Source organism: Phycisphaerales bacterium (assembly GCA_040221175.1).
GTDB lineage: Bacteria > Planctomycetota > Phycisphaerae > Phycisphaerales > UBA1924 > JAHCJI01.
The window spans coordinates 1,187,176-1,203,302 of record JAVJVK010000004.1; the positions used below are offsets into that span (position 1 = coordinate 1,187,176).

Consider the following 16,127-nt stretch of genomic DNA (forward strand, 5'->3'; position numbering starts at 1 on the left):
TCCGCAGGCGACGGCCCCCGGGTTCGGATTTGCGAACAAAACTCTATCGCTCGAGCCACGCTCCGGCCGTCAACCCATGCCCGGCCCGGTGATGCCGCCCGCCGGGGGTGGTCCACCGGCCGCCGGCCGAGCGGGCGCCGGTCGCTGCCCGCCCTGCCCGGCTTGCCCCCCTCCGCCGCCGCGCGGGCCCATCATGGGCCCCAGACCGCTGCGGCTTTGGGCCTGCTCGGGGCCGACCTGGATCTTGAAGATGTAATCGGTCACACGGGTGCGCACCGACTGCTGCATCTCGCCGAACAGCTTGGCGCCCTCGCTCTTGAAGGCGATGCGCGGGTCCTGCTGGCTGAAGGCCCGGAAGCTGATGCCGTCGCGCAGCTGATCCATCTGGTACAGGTGGTCGCGCCACTGGTTGTCCAAGGCCTCCAGCAGCACCATTCGCTCCAGGTGGAGCATCTCGGCCCGCAGGAGTTCCTCGACGCGCCCACGCACCACGCCCTCGCGCTGCTGGCCCCGCAATCCGCGCATCCAATCGGGCACGCCCGTGCGCAGGTTGAACCGCTGCTTCAAGTGTGCGTCGAGCGTGTCATCGTTGGGGCACGCCAGGGCGTCGCTGATCTCCTTGTCAAGCCGGCCCGAGTCGACGAACTCGCGCGATGCCTCTTCGATCTGCTTCTGCAGCGCCGCGGGGTTGGTCTTGCGAAGCTGCTCCTCGGTCAGGCCCAGCTGGTAGCGCCGGTTGGCCCAGTCAGAGAGCTGGCCCAGCGCGTCGCCCGGGCTCGTGCGCATCAGGTTTCGCGTCACGTTCATCGCGAACTCGGCAGGGTACTTCACTTCCAGGTCGTGGTAGATCTCACGAGCCTTCTGCTTGATGTACTCGCCCGCCGAATCGTCCTCGGACTCCTCGGCCTTTACGAGTTCCTGCGTCTGCACCTCGAAGCCAAAGCGGTTCTTGACCCACTTGGCCAGCTCACTCGCGCCGTAGTGCTTTTCGGTGAACCGAGCCAGGCCCGCCAGGTCGGCCTGATCGATCTTCTCGTGGGCTCGCTCGACAAGCGTGTCGAACACGTGGCGACGCTCGGCGGCCCCACCCTCGCGCAGATCCGCCGCGTGCAGTTCCACGTCGAAGCGGCTCTTGGCCCAGTTGATCAGGCCCGCCGAATCGAAGTCGACGCTGACTTCCGAGCCTTCCATGGGCATGTACTCGCCCAGGGTCAGGTCGATCATCTGCCGCGCGTCTTCCTTGGCCTCGCGGCGGATGGCCGTGTCCATCTCCTCGTAGTCCTTGCCGCGCAGGCGATCGGGCATGATCGAGCAATCAAGCTGCTGCTTGGCGTACTCGGCCGCGCACTCGGCGGGGTAGTCCTTGTCCAAATACTGCTCGCAGGCCTCGTCGATCACCACGTCGATGTAGGTCAGTACCAGGCCCTTGACGTCGCGGCCCTCGAGCACGCGCTGGCGCAGGCCGTAGAAGAACTGGCGCTGGTGCTCCATGACCTCGTCGTATTCGAGGATGTTCTTGCGGATCTGGAAGTTCCGCTCCTCGACCTTGCGCTGGGCCCGCTCGAAGCTCTTGCTCAGCCATGGGTGCTCGATGGCGTCGCCTTCCTTCATGCCGCCCACCTTGGACAGGAAGTTCTGCATCGCGGCGCCGGCGAACATCTTCATGAGCGGATCTTCCAGGCTCACGAAGAACCGCGTCGAACCCTGGTCGCCCTGGCGGCCCGAGCGACCACGCAGCTGGTTATCGATGCGGCGGCTCTCGTGCCGCTCGGTGCCGATGACGTGCAGGCCGCCCATGTCCTCGATGTTGTCGAACCAGCGGATGCGGTGGATCAGGAACCGGCCGCACGCGTCCAGCTCGGCCATCAGTTCGTCGCGCGTGGCCGCCTGCACCTGCTTGTCCGTCATGTAGGTGTACGTCGCCGCCCAGCGCTTGAGCAGCGCCAGTTCGATGTCTTCGAACGGCATCTGCTCGACGTCCCGCTTGCTTAGGCCGTCTTCTTTCAACTCAGTCTGGGCCATCTTGCGGAAGATGTTCTCACGCAGCTGTTCTTCGCTGGCGTCGGGCTTGAGCTCGCGCGAGGCGATGCCCCGGCGCAGCCAGTGGTCGATGAGATGCTCCCGCGAGCACTTGCCTAGCTTGATGTCCGTGCCACGGCCGGCCATGTTCGTCGCGATCATCACGGCGCCAAGCTGGCCCGCGTTCACCACGATGTGGGCCTCGCGTTCGTGTTGCTTGGCGTTGAGCACCTCGTGCTTCACGCCGTGCTTGCGCTGGAGCATCTTGCCCAGAAACTCGCTCCGCTCCACGCTGGTGGTACCCACCAGGATGGGTCGCCCCACGTCATGGAAGGCCTTGATCTCGTCGACGATGGCCTCCCACTTGTCCTTCTCGCGCAGGAACATCAGGTCGTCGTAGTCGTTGCGGATCACCGGCCGGTTGGTCGGGATGCTCACCACGTCCAGGCTGTAGATGTCGTTGAACTCCTGGGCCTCGGTGTCGGCCGTACCCGTCATGCCCGCCAGCCGCTCGTACATCTTGAAGAAATTCTGGATCGTCACCGTCGCGACGGTCTGCGTTTCCTGCTTGACGGGCACCTTCTCCTTGGCCTCCACGGCCTGGTGCAGCCCGTCGCTCCACTGCCGACCGATCATCGGCCGGCCCGTGAACGTGTCCACGATCACGACGCTGGGCTCGGGCTGGCCCGTCTGGGGGCTCTGCGTGTTCATGATGACGTAGTCGCGGTCGAGCTCGTACACCACGTGGGCGCGCAGCGCCTGCTCCATCAGGTGGGGCAGGTCCATGTTTTCATCGACGTAGAACGAGCCCACGCCGGCCTTGCGCTGTGCCTCGGCGATGCCCTCGTGCGTCAGGTACGCCTGCTTGCGCTCGGGCTTGATCTCGTAGTACTGCGTGTGCTGGTCGCGGGCCTCTTCGAGGGCCGGCAGCTCCTTGCGCAGCTGCGCCAGCTCGGCCTGCATCTGCTTCGCGTCGTCCTTGCTCCGCGCGGTGCGCACGTCGCCCTCGAGCGCCTTGATGCGATTGACCGCCTCCTGCACCTTTTCGTCGGCCTGCGTCCAGGGCTTGTTCAGCTCCACAAGGTGCCGCGCAAGCTCATCGGCCTGCTCGTACCGCGGCCGATCCTCGTGGGCGGGGCCACTGATAATCAGGGGCGTCCGCGCCTCGTCGATCAGCGTCGAGTCCACCTCGTCGACGATCGCGAACTCGCGCCGACGCTGCACCTGCTCGGCCACCGATCGCTTCATGTTGTCGCGCAGGTAGTCAAACCCGAACTCGCTGGTGGTGCCATACACCACGTCGCAGCGGTACATGTGCCGCTTGATCTCCTCGGGCTGCATGTGCTGGGGGTGGATGGCCCCCACCGTCATGCCCAGCGCGTGGAAGAACGGGAACGTCCAGTCGCGGTCGCGCTGCACCAGGTAGTCATTCACCGTCACGACGTGGATCTTCAGTCCCTCGACCGCCGCCAGGCACGTGGCCAGCGGCGCCACGATCGTCTTGCCCTCGCCGGTCTTCATCTCAGCGATCTTGCCCTGGCTCAGCACCATCGCACCCAGCAACTGCACGTCGAACGGACGCGTCCGGAAGGGCGGTCGGCTCTCGGGAATCAACTCACGAACCGCCGCGTAGAACTCCGGCGGAATCTCCACCCGCACCCAGCCGGGGATGGGCTCGGTCGAGCCCAGGAACTCGTCCTTCTCGTCGGGCACGGCGCCCTGCGGGGCTTCGCCCATGAACGTGCGAGGCAGCATCAAGGGCAGCTCGTCGGCCTGCTTCTTGAGTTCGGCGTGCAGCTTCTGCATGTCCGCAGGAAGCTGGCTGGCGTCGAAGTCGTGCTCGGGGTTGAGCGTGTTGCGGATGCCCACCGAGCGGTCCATGGCTTCTCGCGCCACTGCGAATACCTCGGGCAGGAGCGCTTCGGCCTTCTCACCACCTTCGATGCGCTTGCGGTACGCGCGGAACCTGCTCTTGAGCTCCGAGTCGGTCAGCCCGCTCATCTCGTCGCTGAAGCCGTTGATCTGCTCGACCTTGCTCGTGTACTTCTTGACGAAGCGCTCGTTGCGGGTGCCGATGATCTTGTTTAGCACGGGCCCGATGACGGGAATGCCCTGGTTGCTTGCCATGATGGATGCCTCACGATGCCGCGCCTCCGGCCGTGCCGCTTCCTGATGCACAGGAACGCACGCCGCGACGCCCCGATGGGGATGCCTTGGATCTGGAAAAAGTCTCGGGCGAGAGATATCGCCGCCGCGACCCGCCCGAGAGCGACCGCGCCGGCATGGGACCGTCTCACGCCATCGCGGGCGGAGGCAGGTCCAGAAGTTCATGCAGCCCGTGCATTGCGGGAAGGGGGCCGCTCACCTGGGCCGACAGAGGTACGAAGTGCGCAGTGGGCACCGGCGCCAGGCGCTGGCCAGCATCGGGCACGGCCGCACACGCCAGCAGGCCCTCGACCATCCGGCTCAGGCCGGCCACGCTCGTGCGAGCCGGGCGACCCTCGGCGGCCACGCGGAATCCCTGGGGCGACACACGCATGGCCGCATCGGCCGAGGCGAGCACGACGAGCAACGCCGCCAACGCCGCGAGCGATGCCGCTCGGCCGCCAACCGTTGTTCGCATTGTGTTCGCGGAATGCGTCATCGTGCCACCCGTACCATCGGCCGCCGAAGCCCGGACATTCCGTGAATGCCTCGATCACAAGCGACAGCCGTACGCCTAAGTATCGGCCCGCCGAGGCCCACAAGCAATCTTCCGGCCGCCAACATAACAGCAAGCCGCGCCCATGGGCCGATATCCTTCCGATCCACCCGCCCGCGGCACCGGAGGCCTCCAACCATGCAGTCGACCATGACCGAAACCCACGACCGCCGGATGCTGCCCAACACTCGCAACGCCATCACCCACAAGTTCTCCGTGGGCGGCCACGAGGGTTATCTCACCATCGGCCTCTACGACGACGGCTCACCGGGCGAGGTCTTCATCAAGATGGCCAAGGAAGGCTCGACCATCAAGGGCATGGTCCAAGCCTACTGCCGGGCCCTGAGCCTGGCCCTGCAATACGGGCTGCCCATCGAGGAGGCCGTCACCCGCTTCAAGGGCATGCGCTTCGAGCCCATGGGCCACACCGCCAACCCCGAGATCCCCGAGGCCACCAGCCTCGTCGACTACGTCGCCCGCTACCTCGATCTGCACTTTGCCAAGCAGCGCTGAGCGGATTAGCCAACCCGATTCGGCGGCTCTTCCCCCGCCAGAATCGCCCGCACGTTCCCCGCCACCATCGCCGTCATCATCTCCCGATACCGACGCTCCGCACTCCCGATGTGCGGCGTCAGCACGGCGTTCTTCGCCGCGATCAGCCCCGGGTGCACCTCCGGTTCTCGCTCGAAGACGTCCAGCCCCGCGCCCCAGATCTGGCCCGACGCCAACGCCTCGGCCAGCGCCGCCTCGTCAACCACCGGCCCGCGCGCCGTGTTGATCAGGATCGCGTTCTCCTTCATCAGCCCCAGCCGCCGCTCGTCGATCAGGTGTCGCGTCTGCTCGGTCAGCGGCGTGTGAAGGCTCACCACGTCGGCCCGCGCCAGCCCCTCGTCGAGTTCCACCCGCTCGGCCGCCAGCGGCGCAAGCTCGAAGTCCCAGTGTCGGCTCCGCGCCACGTACAGCACGCGCATGCCCCAGCCGATTGACCGCAGAGCCACCGCCCGGCCAATGCGCCCCGCCCCCACGATCAGCAGCGTGCGGCCGGTCAGGTCGGCCCCCAGGAAGTCGCCCATGCCCAGCGGCCCGTTTTCCCGATACGCCTCGCTCCGCGCATAGGCATCAGCCTCCACCACCCGCCGCGCCACCGCCAGCAGCAGGGCCCACGCCAGGTCGGCGGTGCCCTCGGTCACCGCATCGGGCGTGTTGGTCACCACCACGCCGGCGTCCTTGCACGCCTCGAAATCGATGTTGTCGGTGCCCACTGCGTACTGACACACGCCAAGGAGTGATCCCTCGCTGGCCGTAAGCATCTCGGCGTCGACCTTGTCGGTAAACATGGTCACCAGCACCCGCGTCCCGGGCAGCGCGTCGAGCACGACCTGCCGGTCGGGCAGCCCTTCGCCCAGCACACGCACGCGGGCATCGCCGACGTCGAAAGGGCCGGGCATCGCCCGCGTTACTAGTACGTCGTTGCTGCTCGAACCGGAATTTGGGCTGTTTTTCACGCCGCGATCGTACTCCGGGCCGCGTCATGCAAGCCGATGCTCGAAGGCTTGAAACCGGCCCACGGACCTCGCAGACCCCTGTTTTTCAAGGGTTCGCGCGGCCGAGAGCAGAAATTTCGCCCAAAAACCACTGTTTTTTCAGGCTCAAAGCCCGTCAAGCCGAACAACTGTCGGCGAGCGGATGCGTACAGATACTTGCCTGGAGTATGGGCAAACCGCCCGGCACGAACGCCGGACCCCTCGCACGGAGTGCAACAATGGCCAAGAAGACCACGACTCGTTCTCGCAAGAAGACCACCAAGAAAACCGTTCGTCGCACCAAGACCGCCGCCAGCAGCCGCAAGGCGCCGGCCCGCAAGACCTCCACCCGCCGGGCGACCGCGACCAAGTCCACCGGCACCAAGATCACCGGCGCCAGGGGCAAGCCCCGCACCAAGAGCGAGATCCAGGCGACCATCGCCGAGCACGTGGGCATCTCCAAGAAGGAGGTCGCCCAGGTCTTCGACACGATGAGCACCATGATCGCTGCCGACCTCAAGAAGGGCAGCGTGGGCACCTTCAACGTCCCCGGCATGATGAAGGTCACCGTCCAGCGCAAGCCCGCCACCAAGGCACGCAAGGGCATCAACCCCTTCACCGGCGAGCCCACCACCTTCAAGGCAAAGCCCGCCCGCAACGTCGTCAAGGTCCGCCCCCTCAAGGCCCTCAAGGACATGGTCGCCTGAGGACTCAGGCACCCAGCCCAGCCGGCGCATAGCCTCTGCTATGGCCACCCAATCGCACGCCCCAACGCAGCGCACCCAGCCCGTGCGCCGCGTTGCAGGGCGTGCGGCCGTTGCGCTCGAAACAACCCTGCTCGCCCACGGCCTGCCACGGGGCCAGGGCCTGCCGCTGGCCGGGGAACTCGACGAAATCATCGCCGGCCACGACGCTCGGCCTGCCACCATCGGCGTGCTCGATGGTGTGCCCATCGTCGGCATGACCAGCGAAGAGCTGACCGAGTTCCTGGGCCGCGGCCACATCGAGAAGGCCAATTCCGCCAATCTCGGCCCGCTCATCCACCAGCGGGCTACCGCCGCCACGACCGTCAGCGCCACCGTGCAACTGGCCGCCAGCGCCGGCATCCGAGTCATGGCCACGGGCGGCCTCGGCGGCGTGCACCAGAACGCGGCGCAGCGGCTGGACATCAGCGCTGATCTCTCCGCCCTCACCCGACACCCCGTCGCCGTCGTCTCAAGCGGCGTCAAGGCCATCCTCGACGTTGCCTCCACGCGCGAACTGCTCGAGACCCTGGGCATCCCCGTGCTTGGCTACAAGACCGAGACCTTCCCGGCGTTCTACCTCACCGACAGCGAAGCCAGCGTCGACGCGGTGTTCGACGATCCCGCCGAGATCGCCGCGTTTGCTCGGAAGCACCTGGCAGCCACGGGGCGCGGCATCCTGGTCGTCAAGCCCGTGCCCGCCCAGCACGCCATCGAGCCACACCTGTGGCACCACTGGCTGCAGGAAGCCCAGAGCACGACGCCGGCCGTGCAGGGGCGCGCCGCCACGCCAGCCATCCTCGACGGCCTGCACCGCATCTCGAACGGCAAGACGCTCAGCGCCAACCTCGCGCTCGTGCGCGAAAACGCCGACTTGGCCGCGCGCATCGCCGCCCAAATGGCCCGCTAGCGCAGTCCCTTCACGAACGCGCCCAGGCGCTCGATGCCCTTGCGGATGTCCGCCTCCGAGCAGGCATAGCTGATGCGCACATGCTCGTCGCCGCGCCCGCCGAAGGCTCCGCCGGGCACCATCGCCACGCCGTGCTCTTCCAGCAGCGCCTCGCAGAAGCTCAGCGAGTCGGTCACCTTGGCGCCCCCCGCGCTCGCCTTGCCGTAGTGCCCTGCCACCCGCGGAAACGCGTACATCGCCCCCTGAGGCCGGGCCGTCTCGACGCCATCAACGCCCTCGAGCATGGTCATGACGAGGTCGCGACGGGCCTCGAACGTGCTGCGGAACCGCTCGATGTCATCGGCGGACTTATCGAAGGCCGTCGAGATGGCTGGGTACAGGAACGACGTGATGTTGGTGATGGTCTGCGCCTGGATGCGCGACATGGCGGGAATGAGCTCGTCGGCCAGCGCCCCCGTCGCCGCCGCATAGCCCACGCGCCAGCCGGTCATGGCGTAGCTCTTGCTCAGCGCGTTGATCGTCAGCGTGCGATCCTTCACCGGCTCCATCGAACCCATCGACACGTGCTCGAGCCCGTCGAACACCAGCTTCTCGTAGATCTCGTCGGTCACCACGACCAGGTTCGGCGCAATCGCCCGAACCGCGTCACCCAGCACCTCGGCCAGCTCAGCCAGCGCCTCACGGGTATACACCGCACCGCAGGGGTTGCTGGGCGTGTTGATGATCACCATGCGCGTGCGCGCCGTGACGGCCTTCCGCAGCGCTTCGGGTCTCAGCACGAAGCCGTCTTCGGGCTTCAGGTCAACCTCGACGACCGTGCCGCCGCACATCTTCACGATGGGCTCGTAGCTCACCCACGCGGGCGTGGGCACGATGACCTCCCATGGCTGGCCGTCGGGCGCCATATCACCAAGCAGCGCAAAGCACGCCTGGAAGAACGCGGCCTTGGCTCCCGAGACGATGACCACGCCATTGGCGTCGATCTCCAGCCCGTTATCGGCCTGCAGCTTCCGGGCGATCGCCTCACGCGCGGGCTTGGGACCCGCGGCCGCCTCGTACTTGGTCTGCCCGGCCTCGAGCGCGTCGATGGCGGCCCGCTTGATGACCTCGGGCGTGTCGAAGTCCGGCTCGCCTGCGCCGAAGCTGACGATGTCCTTGCCCTGGGCCTTCAACGCCTTGGCACGCGTCGCGACGGCCACCGTGGCCGAACCCTCCAAGCTATCGACTCGCTCAGCCAGCTTCACCCAGGACATCTCGACCCTCCAGCACGCCAATCCCGACCACGCGTCCCCTTGCCGGACGCCGGCCAACCATACCGTTGGCCTCGGGCGGTAACCATACGCCCGCTCTGCCCCACGCCCGATCAAGGACCGACCCCGAGCATGAGCCACGTTCCTCGTTCCGCAAGCACCACCCACGACGAATTGCCCCAGGCCTTCCGCGATAAGGCCGCCGGCGTGAAGCTGCTCTGCCTGGACGTTGACGGCACCCTCACCGACGGCGGGCTCTACATTAACGAGGACAACGTCGAGACCCGCCGATACAACGTCCACGACGGCCAGGGCATCACCGCCTGGCATCGCCTGGGCTACGCCACCGCCATCGTCACGGCCCGTCCTGCTCGCTCGGTCCGTCGCCGCGCCAGGGATCTGAGCATCGCGCACCTCTACGACAACGTCACCGACAAGCGGCAGACCATCCTGACCCTGGCCCGCTCGCTCAAGCTCACGCCCGAGCAGATCGCCTTCGTCGGCGACGATCTCTCCGACCTGCGAGCGATGCACACCGTGGGCTGCCCCATCGCCGTGGGCGATGCAGACCAGAGCATCAAGGACCTAAGCCTGCTGACCACCAAGGCCCTGGGAGGCCACGGAGCCGTGCGAGAGGCCATCTGGGCCATCGTGCGCGCCCAAGGCAAGCTCGATCACCTCATGGCCCTGTACGCTTAGCTCACTACCATCGGCAATGCCAAACACCACCACCGGCAAGAGCCGGCGCGGCAACGCATCCAAACGCATCCTGCTGGCCGTGGCCATCGCGGCCATCGGCGTGGGCGTGCTCGTCTACGTCTTCGCCAGCGGATCCGGCGGCCCCAGGCAGGGCCCCCAGGGACAAGGCCTGCCCCCCGTGGGTTCCGAAGAAGGGCTCCAACTCGGTGGGCCGGGCGGCCAGGTGGCCCGCAACGTCGATATCTCCTTTGTCGATCGGGAAGACCCCACACGCACCCAGGCCCGCATGATCGCCGGCCAGATGGCCCCAGAGGGCTCGCGCGGCTACATCGCCACCGAGCCGCGCATGTGGATCTATCAGTCGGCCGGCCAGACCATCCACGTCATGGCGCAGCGGGGCGATCTGGCCATGCCCGCCCGCAGCCAGCCGCCCGAGCGCGGCACGCTCACCGGCGACGTCGTCATTCGGATCTACGAGCCGGGCGTCGACACGAGCCCAGGCGTGCTCGATCAGGCATCGCCCGCCGCCACGTTCAAGACGCCCGCGCTGGACTTTAACGTCGAACTGGGCACCGTCTCGACCCAGGAAGTCGTGACAGGGTCGGCCGAGAACCTCGTCTTCGAGGTCGACGGGCTGGACATCCGAGGCAACCAGGTCACCAGCCAACTCGAGCGGCTGGAGAGCCCCCGTGGCGGCACGGCCACCTTCACGCCGCCACCGTCCCGGCCTCGCCAGGAGCAGCCCGGGTCGCCCGCGACGCCCTCGGACGCACCCGCTCCGGCGCAGCCGCCCGCCGGCACTGCCGCCCCCGCACCGCAAACGCCTGCTGCGGCCCAACCGCAGGCCAATCCCATCGAGCAGTACTACCACCTCCAGCTCCGCGACGACGTGACGATCACCCGCGGCTCGATGACCACCAACGCCGATGCGCTCGACGCATGGGTGCGCCTGGTAGACAACAGCCTGCCCGACGGAGCCATCGCGCCACTCACGCCGCGAACGGCCAGCGGCCAGCTCGACACGACGGCCCGCCTCATGACGGCACTGCTGGCTTCGTTGCAGGAAGGCGAGCCCGAGTCCGCCCCGCCCGGCGAACCCATCACGCTGACGTGGGATGGACCGCTGGTAGCGCGTCCTCTGGCAAGCCGACCACGAGAGCTGGCCAGCGACGACCTCGCGTTCCGTCTGAGCGCACCCCAGCGCGGCCTCGTCCAGGTGGCCGATGCCGAGCTCAACGCCCGCGGCCACGCGGCCACGATCGACTACTACCCCACCACCCAGCGGGCCATCCTGCTGGGGCCGGCGGCCAACAGCGTGTTCGTCACTGCTCCGGGCGTGGGCGAGGCCCGCGGTATCCGCGTCGAGCTCGACCTGCTCTCGCAGACGGCCGCGATGATCGGTCCGGGCCAGCTCACCGCGCTCGGCCAGGACCAGGAAGGCCGCATCGCCTGGGCCGAGCGCGCCGACATGACCTTCCGCAGCGTTCCCGCCGGCGACGGCCAGCGGCAGGCCCTGACGCTCAGGGACGCGAACTTCCGCGGCAAGGTCAACGGCCAGACCCAGGACGCGCGATTGAGCGCCGAGACCGTCGACGCCGAGTTCTTCGACGTCGATTCGAGCCAGCCGCTCATCCGCCGGTTGGTCATGACCCGTGAGCCCAATGAACCGGCCACCGCCAGCAGCGACCGCACCGGCAGCCTCAGCGGTGATCGCATCGAGTTGCTGTTCGTGCACGATCGAGCCCGGCAGCGCTCCCTGCCGGACAGACTCATCGCCACCGGCTCGGTCGAAGGGCGCGGCCAGGATGCCACGTTCACCGCCAACGCGCTCGACGCCGAGTTGATGGCCTCCATGGAAGGCTCGAAGCTGCGCACCGAGGTGCAACAGGCCGAGCTGACCGGCGACGTTGACCTGCGAGCCAACGATGCGCAGGGCGCCCGCGTGTCGGCCACGGGCGCGCGCGTGTTCATCCGACCCCAGGACCAGTACGCCGAGATCGAGGCCGCCGACGGCGCCATCGCCACCGCGTCGCGCGCGGGCACCGAGATCGCCGGACCGCAGATCCGCCTGGACGCCCTGAAGGGCCAGGCCCAGGTCTTCGGCCCCGGCACGCTGACGCATGAATTGCAGCGTGAGGATCGCCCCCGCCCCAGCACCCTCACGCTGGGCTGGGACAACTTCATGCTCTTCGACGACGCAAAGGGCCAGGCCGAGGCCGACGGCAACGCCCGCATCAACCTCACCGACGGCCGCACCGAAGAAGACCGCATCGCCGCGGCCAACATCCAGGTCGCCTTCACGGCGCCGCCCGACGACGCAAGCGAACCCCTGGACCCACAGATCGCCGAGGGCCAGCGGGAGTTGCTCTGGGCTCGGGCCGAGGCCGATCCCGCCCCCGGCTCGGTAGTCATCATCGAATCCCGCCGATTCCTGGGCGCCTCGCCCGAGGACCGCACGCTCAAGTCGGCCCTGGTCCTCATGGTGCCGCAGGCCACGATCGACGGACCGACGAGCAACATCGAAGCGGTCGGCCAGGGGCGGGCCATCATCCTCGAGCAACCCGACGCGATGCCGCTCGACGACGGCGCGACCGCCGAACGAGGCCGTGGCTCGTTTACCGACCTTGCGCGCGGTGGCTCGGGGCAGGCACTCGTCGACTGGCTTGGCTCGATGTCCTTCGACCGCGCCGCCCAGGAACTCGTGCTCGACCGCAGCGTGCGTCTCAGCCACCGCAGCAACCCGGATGCGCCTCAACTCGATCTGGACTGCGAGCAGCTCACCATCACGCTCGAAGGGCTCGACCGCTCCCGCTCGGCCACCACGCTCCGCCGGGCGGTGGCCGAGGGAGCCGTGTACGCCGCCACCGACGACCGCGAACTGGTTGCGCGAAGCCTCGACTACGACGCCGCCAGCGGCATCATCATCGCTTCGGGAGACCCGATGGCCCCCGTCGTCGTCTTCGATAAGCGAAGCGCCCAGCCCGCCTCGGCCGCCAGCGTCCGCTGGAACATCAACACGGGCGAATTCACCATCGTGCGGCCGCTGCCCGCGGGCGGAGCGATTCCGGGGGGTTAGAAACTGCTGGTGGGCTCTCAGCCCCCCATCGCCTCCACCCGCTTCTCCTGGCTGCCGATCGATTCGATCCGCAGGCCGAAGTTTTCGCCCACCTTCACAGCCACGCCCGAGCCCACCTCGCGGTTGTTGACACGCAGCGAAAGGTCGTCCTCGGCGGTCTTGTCCACCTCCAGGATCGTGCCCGGCCGCAGGCCCAGCACCTCTCCCACGGACATCGTCCGCTCGGCCAGCACGACCACCACGGGCACCTCGAGGCTCAGGATGGTCTTCACGTCACGCGCCATGCACAGGCCATCGGCCCGCCGGCAATGCGGACTTGAGCGTGGAAACCCGGCGGAGGGGTCAACCGTCGTAGCGGCCGACGATCAGGCTCACGTTGTGCCCGCCGAAGCCGAAGGTGTTGTTCATCGCGTAGCGAACGGGCGACTTGCGGGCCTCGTTGGGCACCAGGTCGATGTCGAAGTGCGCTTCGGGGTTGACCAGGTTGATGGTCGGCGGCACGAGCCCCTCGCGCAACGCGTGGATGCAGCCGATGAGCTCGACCGCCCCCGAGGCCCCAAGGGCGTGGCCGTGCACGCTCTTGGTCGAGCTCATGAGCAGCGAACCGCCCTTGCTCTTGCGGGCATGGTCGCCGAAGACGTCCAGCACGGCCGCCACCTCGGCGCTGTCGCCCAGGGGGGTGCTGGTGCCGTGGGCGTTGATGTAGCCGATATCCTGGGGCTTCAGGCCCGCGTCTTCGAGCGCCCAGGTCATGGCCTGGCGGGCGCCCCGGCCGGCCTCATCGGGCGCGGTGATGTGGTAGGCGTCAGCGCTGGCCGCCCAGCCCACCATCTCCGCCAGGATCGTCGCGCCCCGGGCCTTGGCGTGGGCTTCGGTCTCCAGCAAGAACGCGGCGGCGCCCTCGGCGAGCACGAACCCGTCTCGATCGGCGTCGAACGGTCGGCTGGCCTTATCGGGCTCCTGGTTGCCGCTCAGGGCCTTCATGGCCTGGAACGCGCCCACGCATAGGGGGGTGATGGCGGCTTCGGTCCCGCCCGCGATCATGACGTCGGTGCGTCCGCGGCGGATGGTCTCGAGCGCTTCACCGAGGGCATTGCCCGAGCTCGCGCACGCGGTGGCCATCGCCGTGGCCGGACCGCGCAAGCCGTAGCTGATCGATGCATTGCCCGCCGTGGCGTTGACCATCAGCTTCGGAACGGTCAGCGGACTCAGCCGCTTCGGCCCGCGATCCAGCAGGATGGAGTGTCCATCCTCGATGGTCGCGATGCCGCCCACGCCGGTGCCAAAGGCCACACCCGCGCGCTCGGGCTCCATCGACGAGAAGTCGATGCCCGACATCTTGACGGCCTGGGCGATGGCGGCCATGCCGAACTGGGCCGAGCGATCGAGCCGCTTGGCTTCACGCGGGTCGATGTGCTCGCCCGGGTTCCAGTCCTTCACCTGGCCGGCAACGTGGGCGCTCCACTGGCCCTCGAAGCGGGCGAACTCGTCGCCCTCGAGGCGAGTGATGCCCGAGACGCCGTCGCGCATGGCAGCCCATGCCGACTGCGGATCGGGACCCATGCAGGTGATGGCCCCGACACCGGTGATGACGACCTTGTGCTGGTTCGTGGCGTGGCTCCCCATGGCGTGGAACCGCCGGCGGCATCAGCCGCCCGGCGGACTACTCGATGCCGTGGGCCTGCTTGATGAAGTCGATGGCCTGGCCGACCGTCTTGATCTGCTCGGCCTGCTCGTCGGGAATGGACGTCTCGAATTCGTCCTCGAACTCCATGACAAGCTCGACCGTGTCGAGGCTGTCGGCGTTCAGATCCTCCACGAAGCTCGTGTCGCGGCTGATCTTTTCCTTTTCGGCGTGCATCTGCTCGGCGACGATGTCGATCACCTTCGACTCGATTTCAGCTTCGGTCACCTGTAAGCCTCCAGTCCCCGGGGGATCGAACGTCCCCCTTGCGGCACCCCAACGCGACGGGCGAGGGGAAGTCTGACCACCCGCCGCCCCAAGTCAACCGCCAGTGGCGGAAGGCCGAGAACCGTTCGGGTGGCGCGATTCTACCCGCAGGCGGGCCACCGGGGCAATCCGGGCCGCCCACCTTCCCAACCCCGGCCCATCCGCAACCCGATCCCGGCCCAAGTCTGGACGAGGTCTGGACCAAGCCTGAACCAGGACTGGACCGGGCAGGGGCCCGGCCCTCAATCGGCCAACCAGCACCGCCCCACGGTTCTCGGGCATCGGCCTGTAGGGGTCGCGCCGCGCGGGAGGGCGCCGCGGGGCCCGCCGGCGGCTCGGGCAGGATCCCGGGCTTCTGTCGGGCCCCGGGCCAGCCGATTCCTCACCCTGGTCGCCGGTCGGTGTCGGTGGCGCTGCCTTTGTCCGTTCCAACGAGGGATGCGGGGGGAATGACGATGATGCCAGACAATCCGACCGAGTTCAGCCAGCAGGTGGCCCAGATCCTGCGCCGCCTCCAGCCCGAGTTGACCATCGACTCGATCCGCGAGGACGAGTTGGTCATCGCCGGCCGCCGGCTGGACCTGATCAACCTCTTCCGCATCGTGAGCCATGATCCCCAGCGGGGCGTGGAGATCGTCGAGCACTACCTCGAGCAGCTCTTTGCCGGCGACCTGATGTACGTCAACGCCATGAGCTTCGACATCGCCCGGCCGCGGATCATGCCGCGCATCCAGCCCGAGAGCATCTTCGAGAGCCTCAGCCGCCGCCTGGTGGCCCACACGCCCTTCGTCAACGGAGCCGTGGTGGTGTACGTGCTCGACCTGCCCCAGATGACCGTGAGCATCACCACCGAGCAGCTCGTCCAGTGGGGCGTGAACATCGAAGAACTCGAGGACATCGCCCGAGAGAACCTCGACCTGTACGCGCCCGAAATGGACGTGCAACTCGTCGAGAGCCGCGAGGGCGGGACGGCCGCCATCCTGGCCGAGCAGGACGGCTACGACGCCGCCCGCCTGCTGCTGGGTAAGCTCTACCACCGCCTGGCCCCCTCGCTGGGCGGCGACTTCCTGGTGGCCATCCCCGCCCGCGACATGTTCGTCGCGCTCTCCCGTGAACCCGCCGAGTTCGTCCAACGCATCCAGGACCGCGTCCGCCAGGACTACGAGCGGCTGCCGTACCCGATCACCGATCAACTCTTCTACGTCACGCGTGACGGCGTGGCGGGGACCGGAGAGTCGAAGGCGGCATAACCGGC

Annotated in this window: 13 protein-coding genes; 6 read left to right on the plus strand and 7 right to left on the minus strand. The window is 67.8% G+C overall.

Features of this window, described 5'->3' with window-relative positions; all coding sequences use genetic code 11:
* Window positions 1–69 precede the first annotated feature (69 nt).
* Together secA and RIE32_07385 are read right to left on the minus strand one after the other, a co-directional pair.
* Window positions 70–4,146 (minus strand): preprotein translocase subunit SecA, encoded by a 4,077-nt coding sequence (gene secA, locus RIE32_07380; protein MEQ9096068.1) that lies wholly within the window; start codon window positions 4,144–4,146, stop codon window positions 70–72.
* Between the two features lie 166 nt (window positions 4,147–4,312).
* On the minus strand, window positions 4,313–4,642 hold the full coding sequence (locus RIE32_07385; GenBank protein ID MEQ9096069.1) for a hypothetical protein: 330 nt from the start codon (window positions 4,640–4,642) through the stop codon (window positions 4,313–4,315).
* Window positions 4,643–4,858: 216 nt separating this feature from the next.
* Here RIE32_07385 and RIE32_07390 point away from each other — a divergent pair, with 216 nt between their 5' ends.
* Complete coding sequence (locus tag RIE32_07390; protein ID MEQ9096070.1) at window positions 4,859–5,233, plus strand: hypothetical protein; 375 nt, start codon at window positions 4,859–4,861, stop codon at window positions 5,231–5,233.
* A 5-nt stretch (window positions 5,234–5,238) separates the two neighbouring features.
* On the opposite strand, the gene RIE32_07395 is transcribed toward RIE32_07390, so the two are convergent.
* Window positions 5,239–6,225: an NAD(P)-dependent oxidoreductase gene (locus RIE32_07395; GenBank protein ID MEQ9096071.1), complete on the minus strand. Its 987-nt coding sequence runs from the start codon at window positions 6,223–6,225 to the stop codon at window positions 5,239–5,241.
* Between the two features lie 257 nt (window positions 6,226–6,482).
* Here RIE32_07395 and RIE32_07400 point away from each other — a divergent pair, with 257 nt between their 5' ends.
* Together RIE32_07400 and RIE32_07405 are read left to right on the plus strand one after the other, a co-directional pair.
* Window positions 6,483–6,950: an HU family DNA-binding protein gene (locus tag RIE32_07400; protein MEQ9096072.1), complete on the plus strand. Its 468-nt coding sequence runs from the start codon at window positions 6,483–6,485 to the stop codon at window positions 6,948–6,950.
* Between the two features lie 40 nt (window positions 6,951–6,990).
* Window positions 6,991–7,896: a pseudouridine-5'-phosphate glycosidase gene (locus RIE32_07405; protein MEQ9096073.1), complete on the plus strand. Its 906-nt coding sequence runs from the start codon at window positions 6,991–6,993 to the stop codon at window positions 7,894–7,896.
* Here the strand turns inward: RIE32_07405 and RIE32_07410 are convergent.
* Window positions 7,893–9,149: a pyridoxal phosphate-dependent aminotransferase gene (locus tag RIE32_07410; GenBank protein MEQ9096074.1), complete on the minus strand. Its 1,257-nt coding sequence runs from the start codon at window positions 9,147–9,149 to the stop codon at window positions 7,893–7,895. The two genes, RIE32_07405 and RIE32_07410, sit on opposite strands and share 4 nt — an antisense overlap.
* Before the next feature lie 129 nt (window positions 9,150–9,278).
* Here RIE32_07410 and RIE32_07415 point away from each other — a divergent pair, with 129 nt between their 5' ends.
* Window positions 9,279–9,845 carry an HAD hydrolase family protein gene (locus RIE32_07415; protein ID MEQ9096075.1) on the plus strand — a complete coding sequence of 189 codons (567 nt, stop codon included), beginning with the start codon at window positions 9,279–9,281 and terminating at the stop codon, window positions 9,843–9,845.
* 16 nt (window positions 9,846–9,861) lie between these two features.
* Window positions 9,862–12,921: a hypothetical protein gene (locus tag RIE32_07420; protein MEQ9096076.1), complete on the plus strand. Its 3,060-nt coding sequence runs from the start codon at window positions 9,862–9,864 to the stop codon at window positions 12,919–12,921.
* Window positions 12,922–12,938: 17 nt separating this feature from the next.
* Here the strand turns inward: RIE32_07420 and RIE32_07425 are convergent, their stop codons facing one another.
* Genes RIE32_07425 through acpP form a run of 3 tightly spaced genes read right to left on the minus strand, consistent with a single transcriptional unit; the run spans window position 12,939 to window position 14,833 of the window.
* Window positions 12,939–13,205, minus strand: coding sequence for a FliM/FliN family flagellar motor C-terminal domain-containing protein (locus RIE32_07425; protein MEQ9096077.1), 267 nt, complete (start codon window positions 13,203–13,205; stop codon window positions 12,939–12,941).
* Window positions 13,206–13,263: 58 nt separating this feature from the next.
* Complete coding sequence (gene fabF, locus RIE32_07430; protein MEQ9096078.1) at window positions 13,264–14,547, minus strand: beta-ketoacyl-ACP synthase II; 1,284 nt, start codon at window positions 14,545–14,547, stop codon at window positions 13,264–13,266.
* Between the two features lie 37 nt (window positions 14,548–14,584).
* Entirely contained in the window at window positions 14,585–14,833 is a 249-nt protein-coding gene (gene acpP / locus RIE32_07435) for an acyl carrier protein (GenBank protein ID MEQ9096079.1), read from the minus strand.
* A 488-nt stretch (window positions 14,834–15,321) separates the two neighbouring features.
* Here acpP and RIE32_07440 point away from each other — a divergent pair, with 488 nt between their 5' ends.
* Window positions 15,322–16,122, plus strand: coding sequence for a DUF1444 family protein (locus RIE32_07440; GenBank protein MEQ9096080.1), 801 nt, complete (start codon window positions 15,322–15,324; stop codon window positions 16,120–16,122).
* The last annotated feature ends 5 nt before the right edge of the window (window positions 16,123–16,127 follow it).

Excerpts from the sequence above, each read along its gene's own strand:
- secA (MEQ9096068.1), bottom strand. The coding sequence starts at position 4,146 with ATGGCAAGCAACCAGGGCATTCCCGTCATCGGGCCCGTGCTAAACAAG.
- RIE32_07385 (MEQ9096069.1), bottom strand. The coding sequence starts at position 4,642 with ATGCGAACAACGGTTGGCGGCCGAGCGGCATCGCTCGCGGCGTTGGCG.
- RIE32_07390 (MEQ9096070.1), top strand. The coding sequence starts at position 4,859 with ATGCAGTCGACCATGACCGAAACCCACGACCGCCGGATGCTGCCCAAC.
- RIE32_07400 (MEQ9096072.1), top strand. The coding sequence starts at position 6,483 with ATGGCCAAGAAGACCACGACTCGTTCTCGCAAGAAGACCACCAAGAAA.
- RIE32_07405 (MEQ9096073.1), top strand. The coding sequence starts at position 6,991 with ATGGCCACCCAATCGCACGCCCCAACGCAGCGCACCCAGCCCGTGCGC.
- RIE32_07410 (MEQ9096074.1), bottom strand. The coding sequence starts at position 9,149 with ATGTCCTGGGTGAAGCTGGCTGAGCGAGTCGATAGCTTGGAGGGTTCG.
- RIE32_07415 (MEQ9096075.1), top strand. The coding sequence starts at position 9,279 with ATGAGCCACGTTCCTCGTTCCGCAAGCACCACCCACGACGAATTGCCC.
- RIE32_07420 (MEQ9096076.1), top strand. The coding sequence starts at position 9,862 with ATGCCAAACACCACCACCGGCAAGAGCCGGCGCGGCAACGCATCCAAA.
- RIE32_07425 (MEQ9096077.1), bottom strand. The coding sequence starts at position 13,205 with ATGGCGCGTGACGTGAAGACCATCCTGAGCCTCGAGGTGCCCGTGGTG.
- fabF (MEQ9096078.1), bottom strand. The coding sequence starts at position 14,547 with ATGGGGAGCCACGCCACGAACCAGCACAAGGTCGTCATCACCGGTGTC.
- RIE32_07440 (MEQ9096080.1), top strand. The coding sequence starts at position 15,322 with ATGACGATGATGCCAGACAATCCGACCGAGTTCAGCCAGCAGGTGGCC.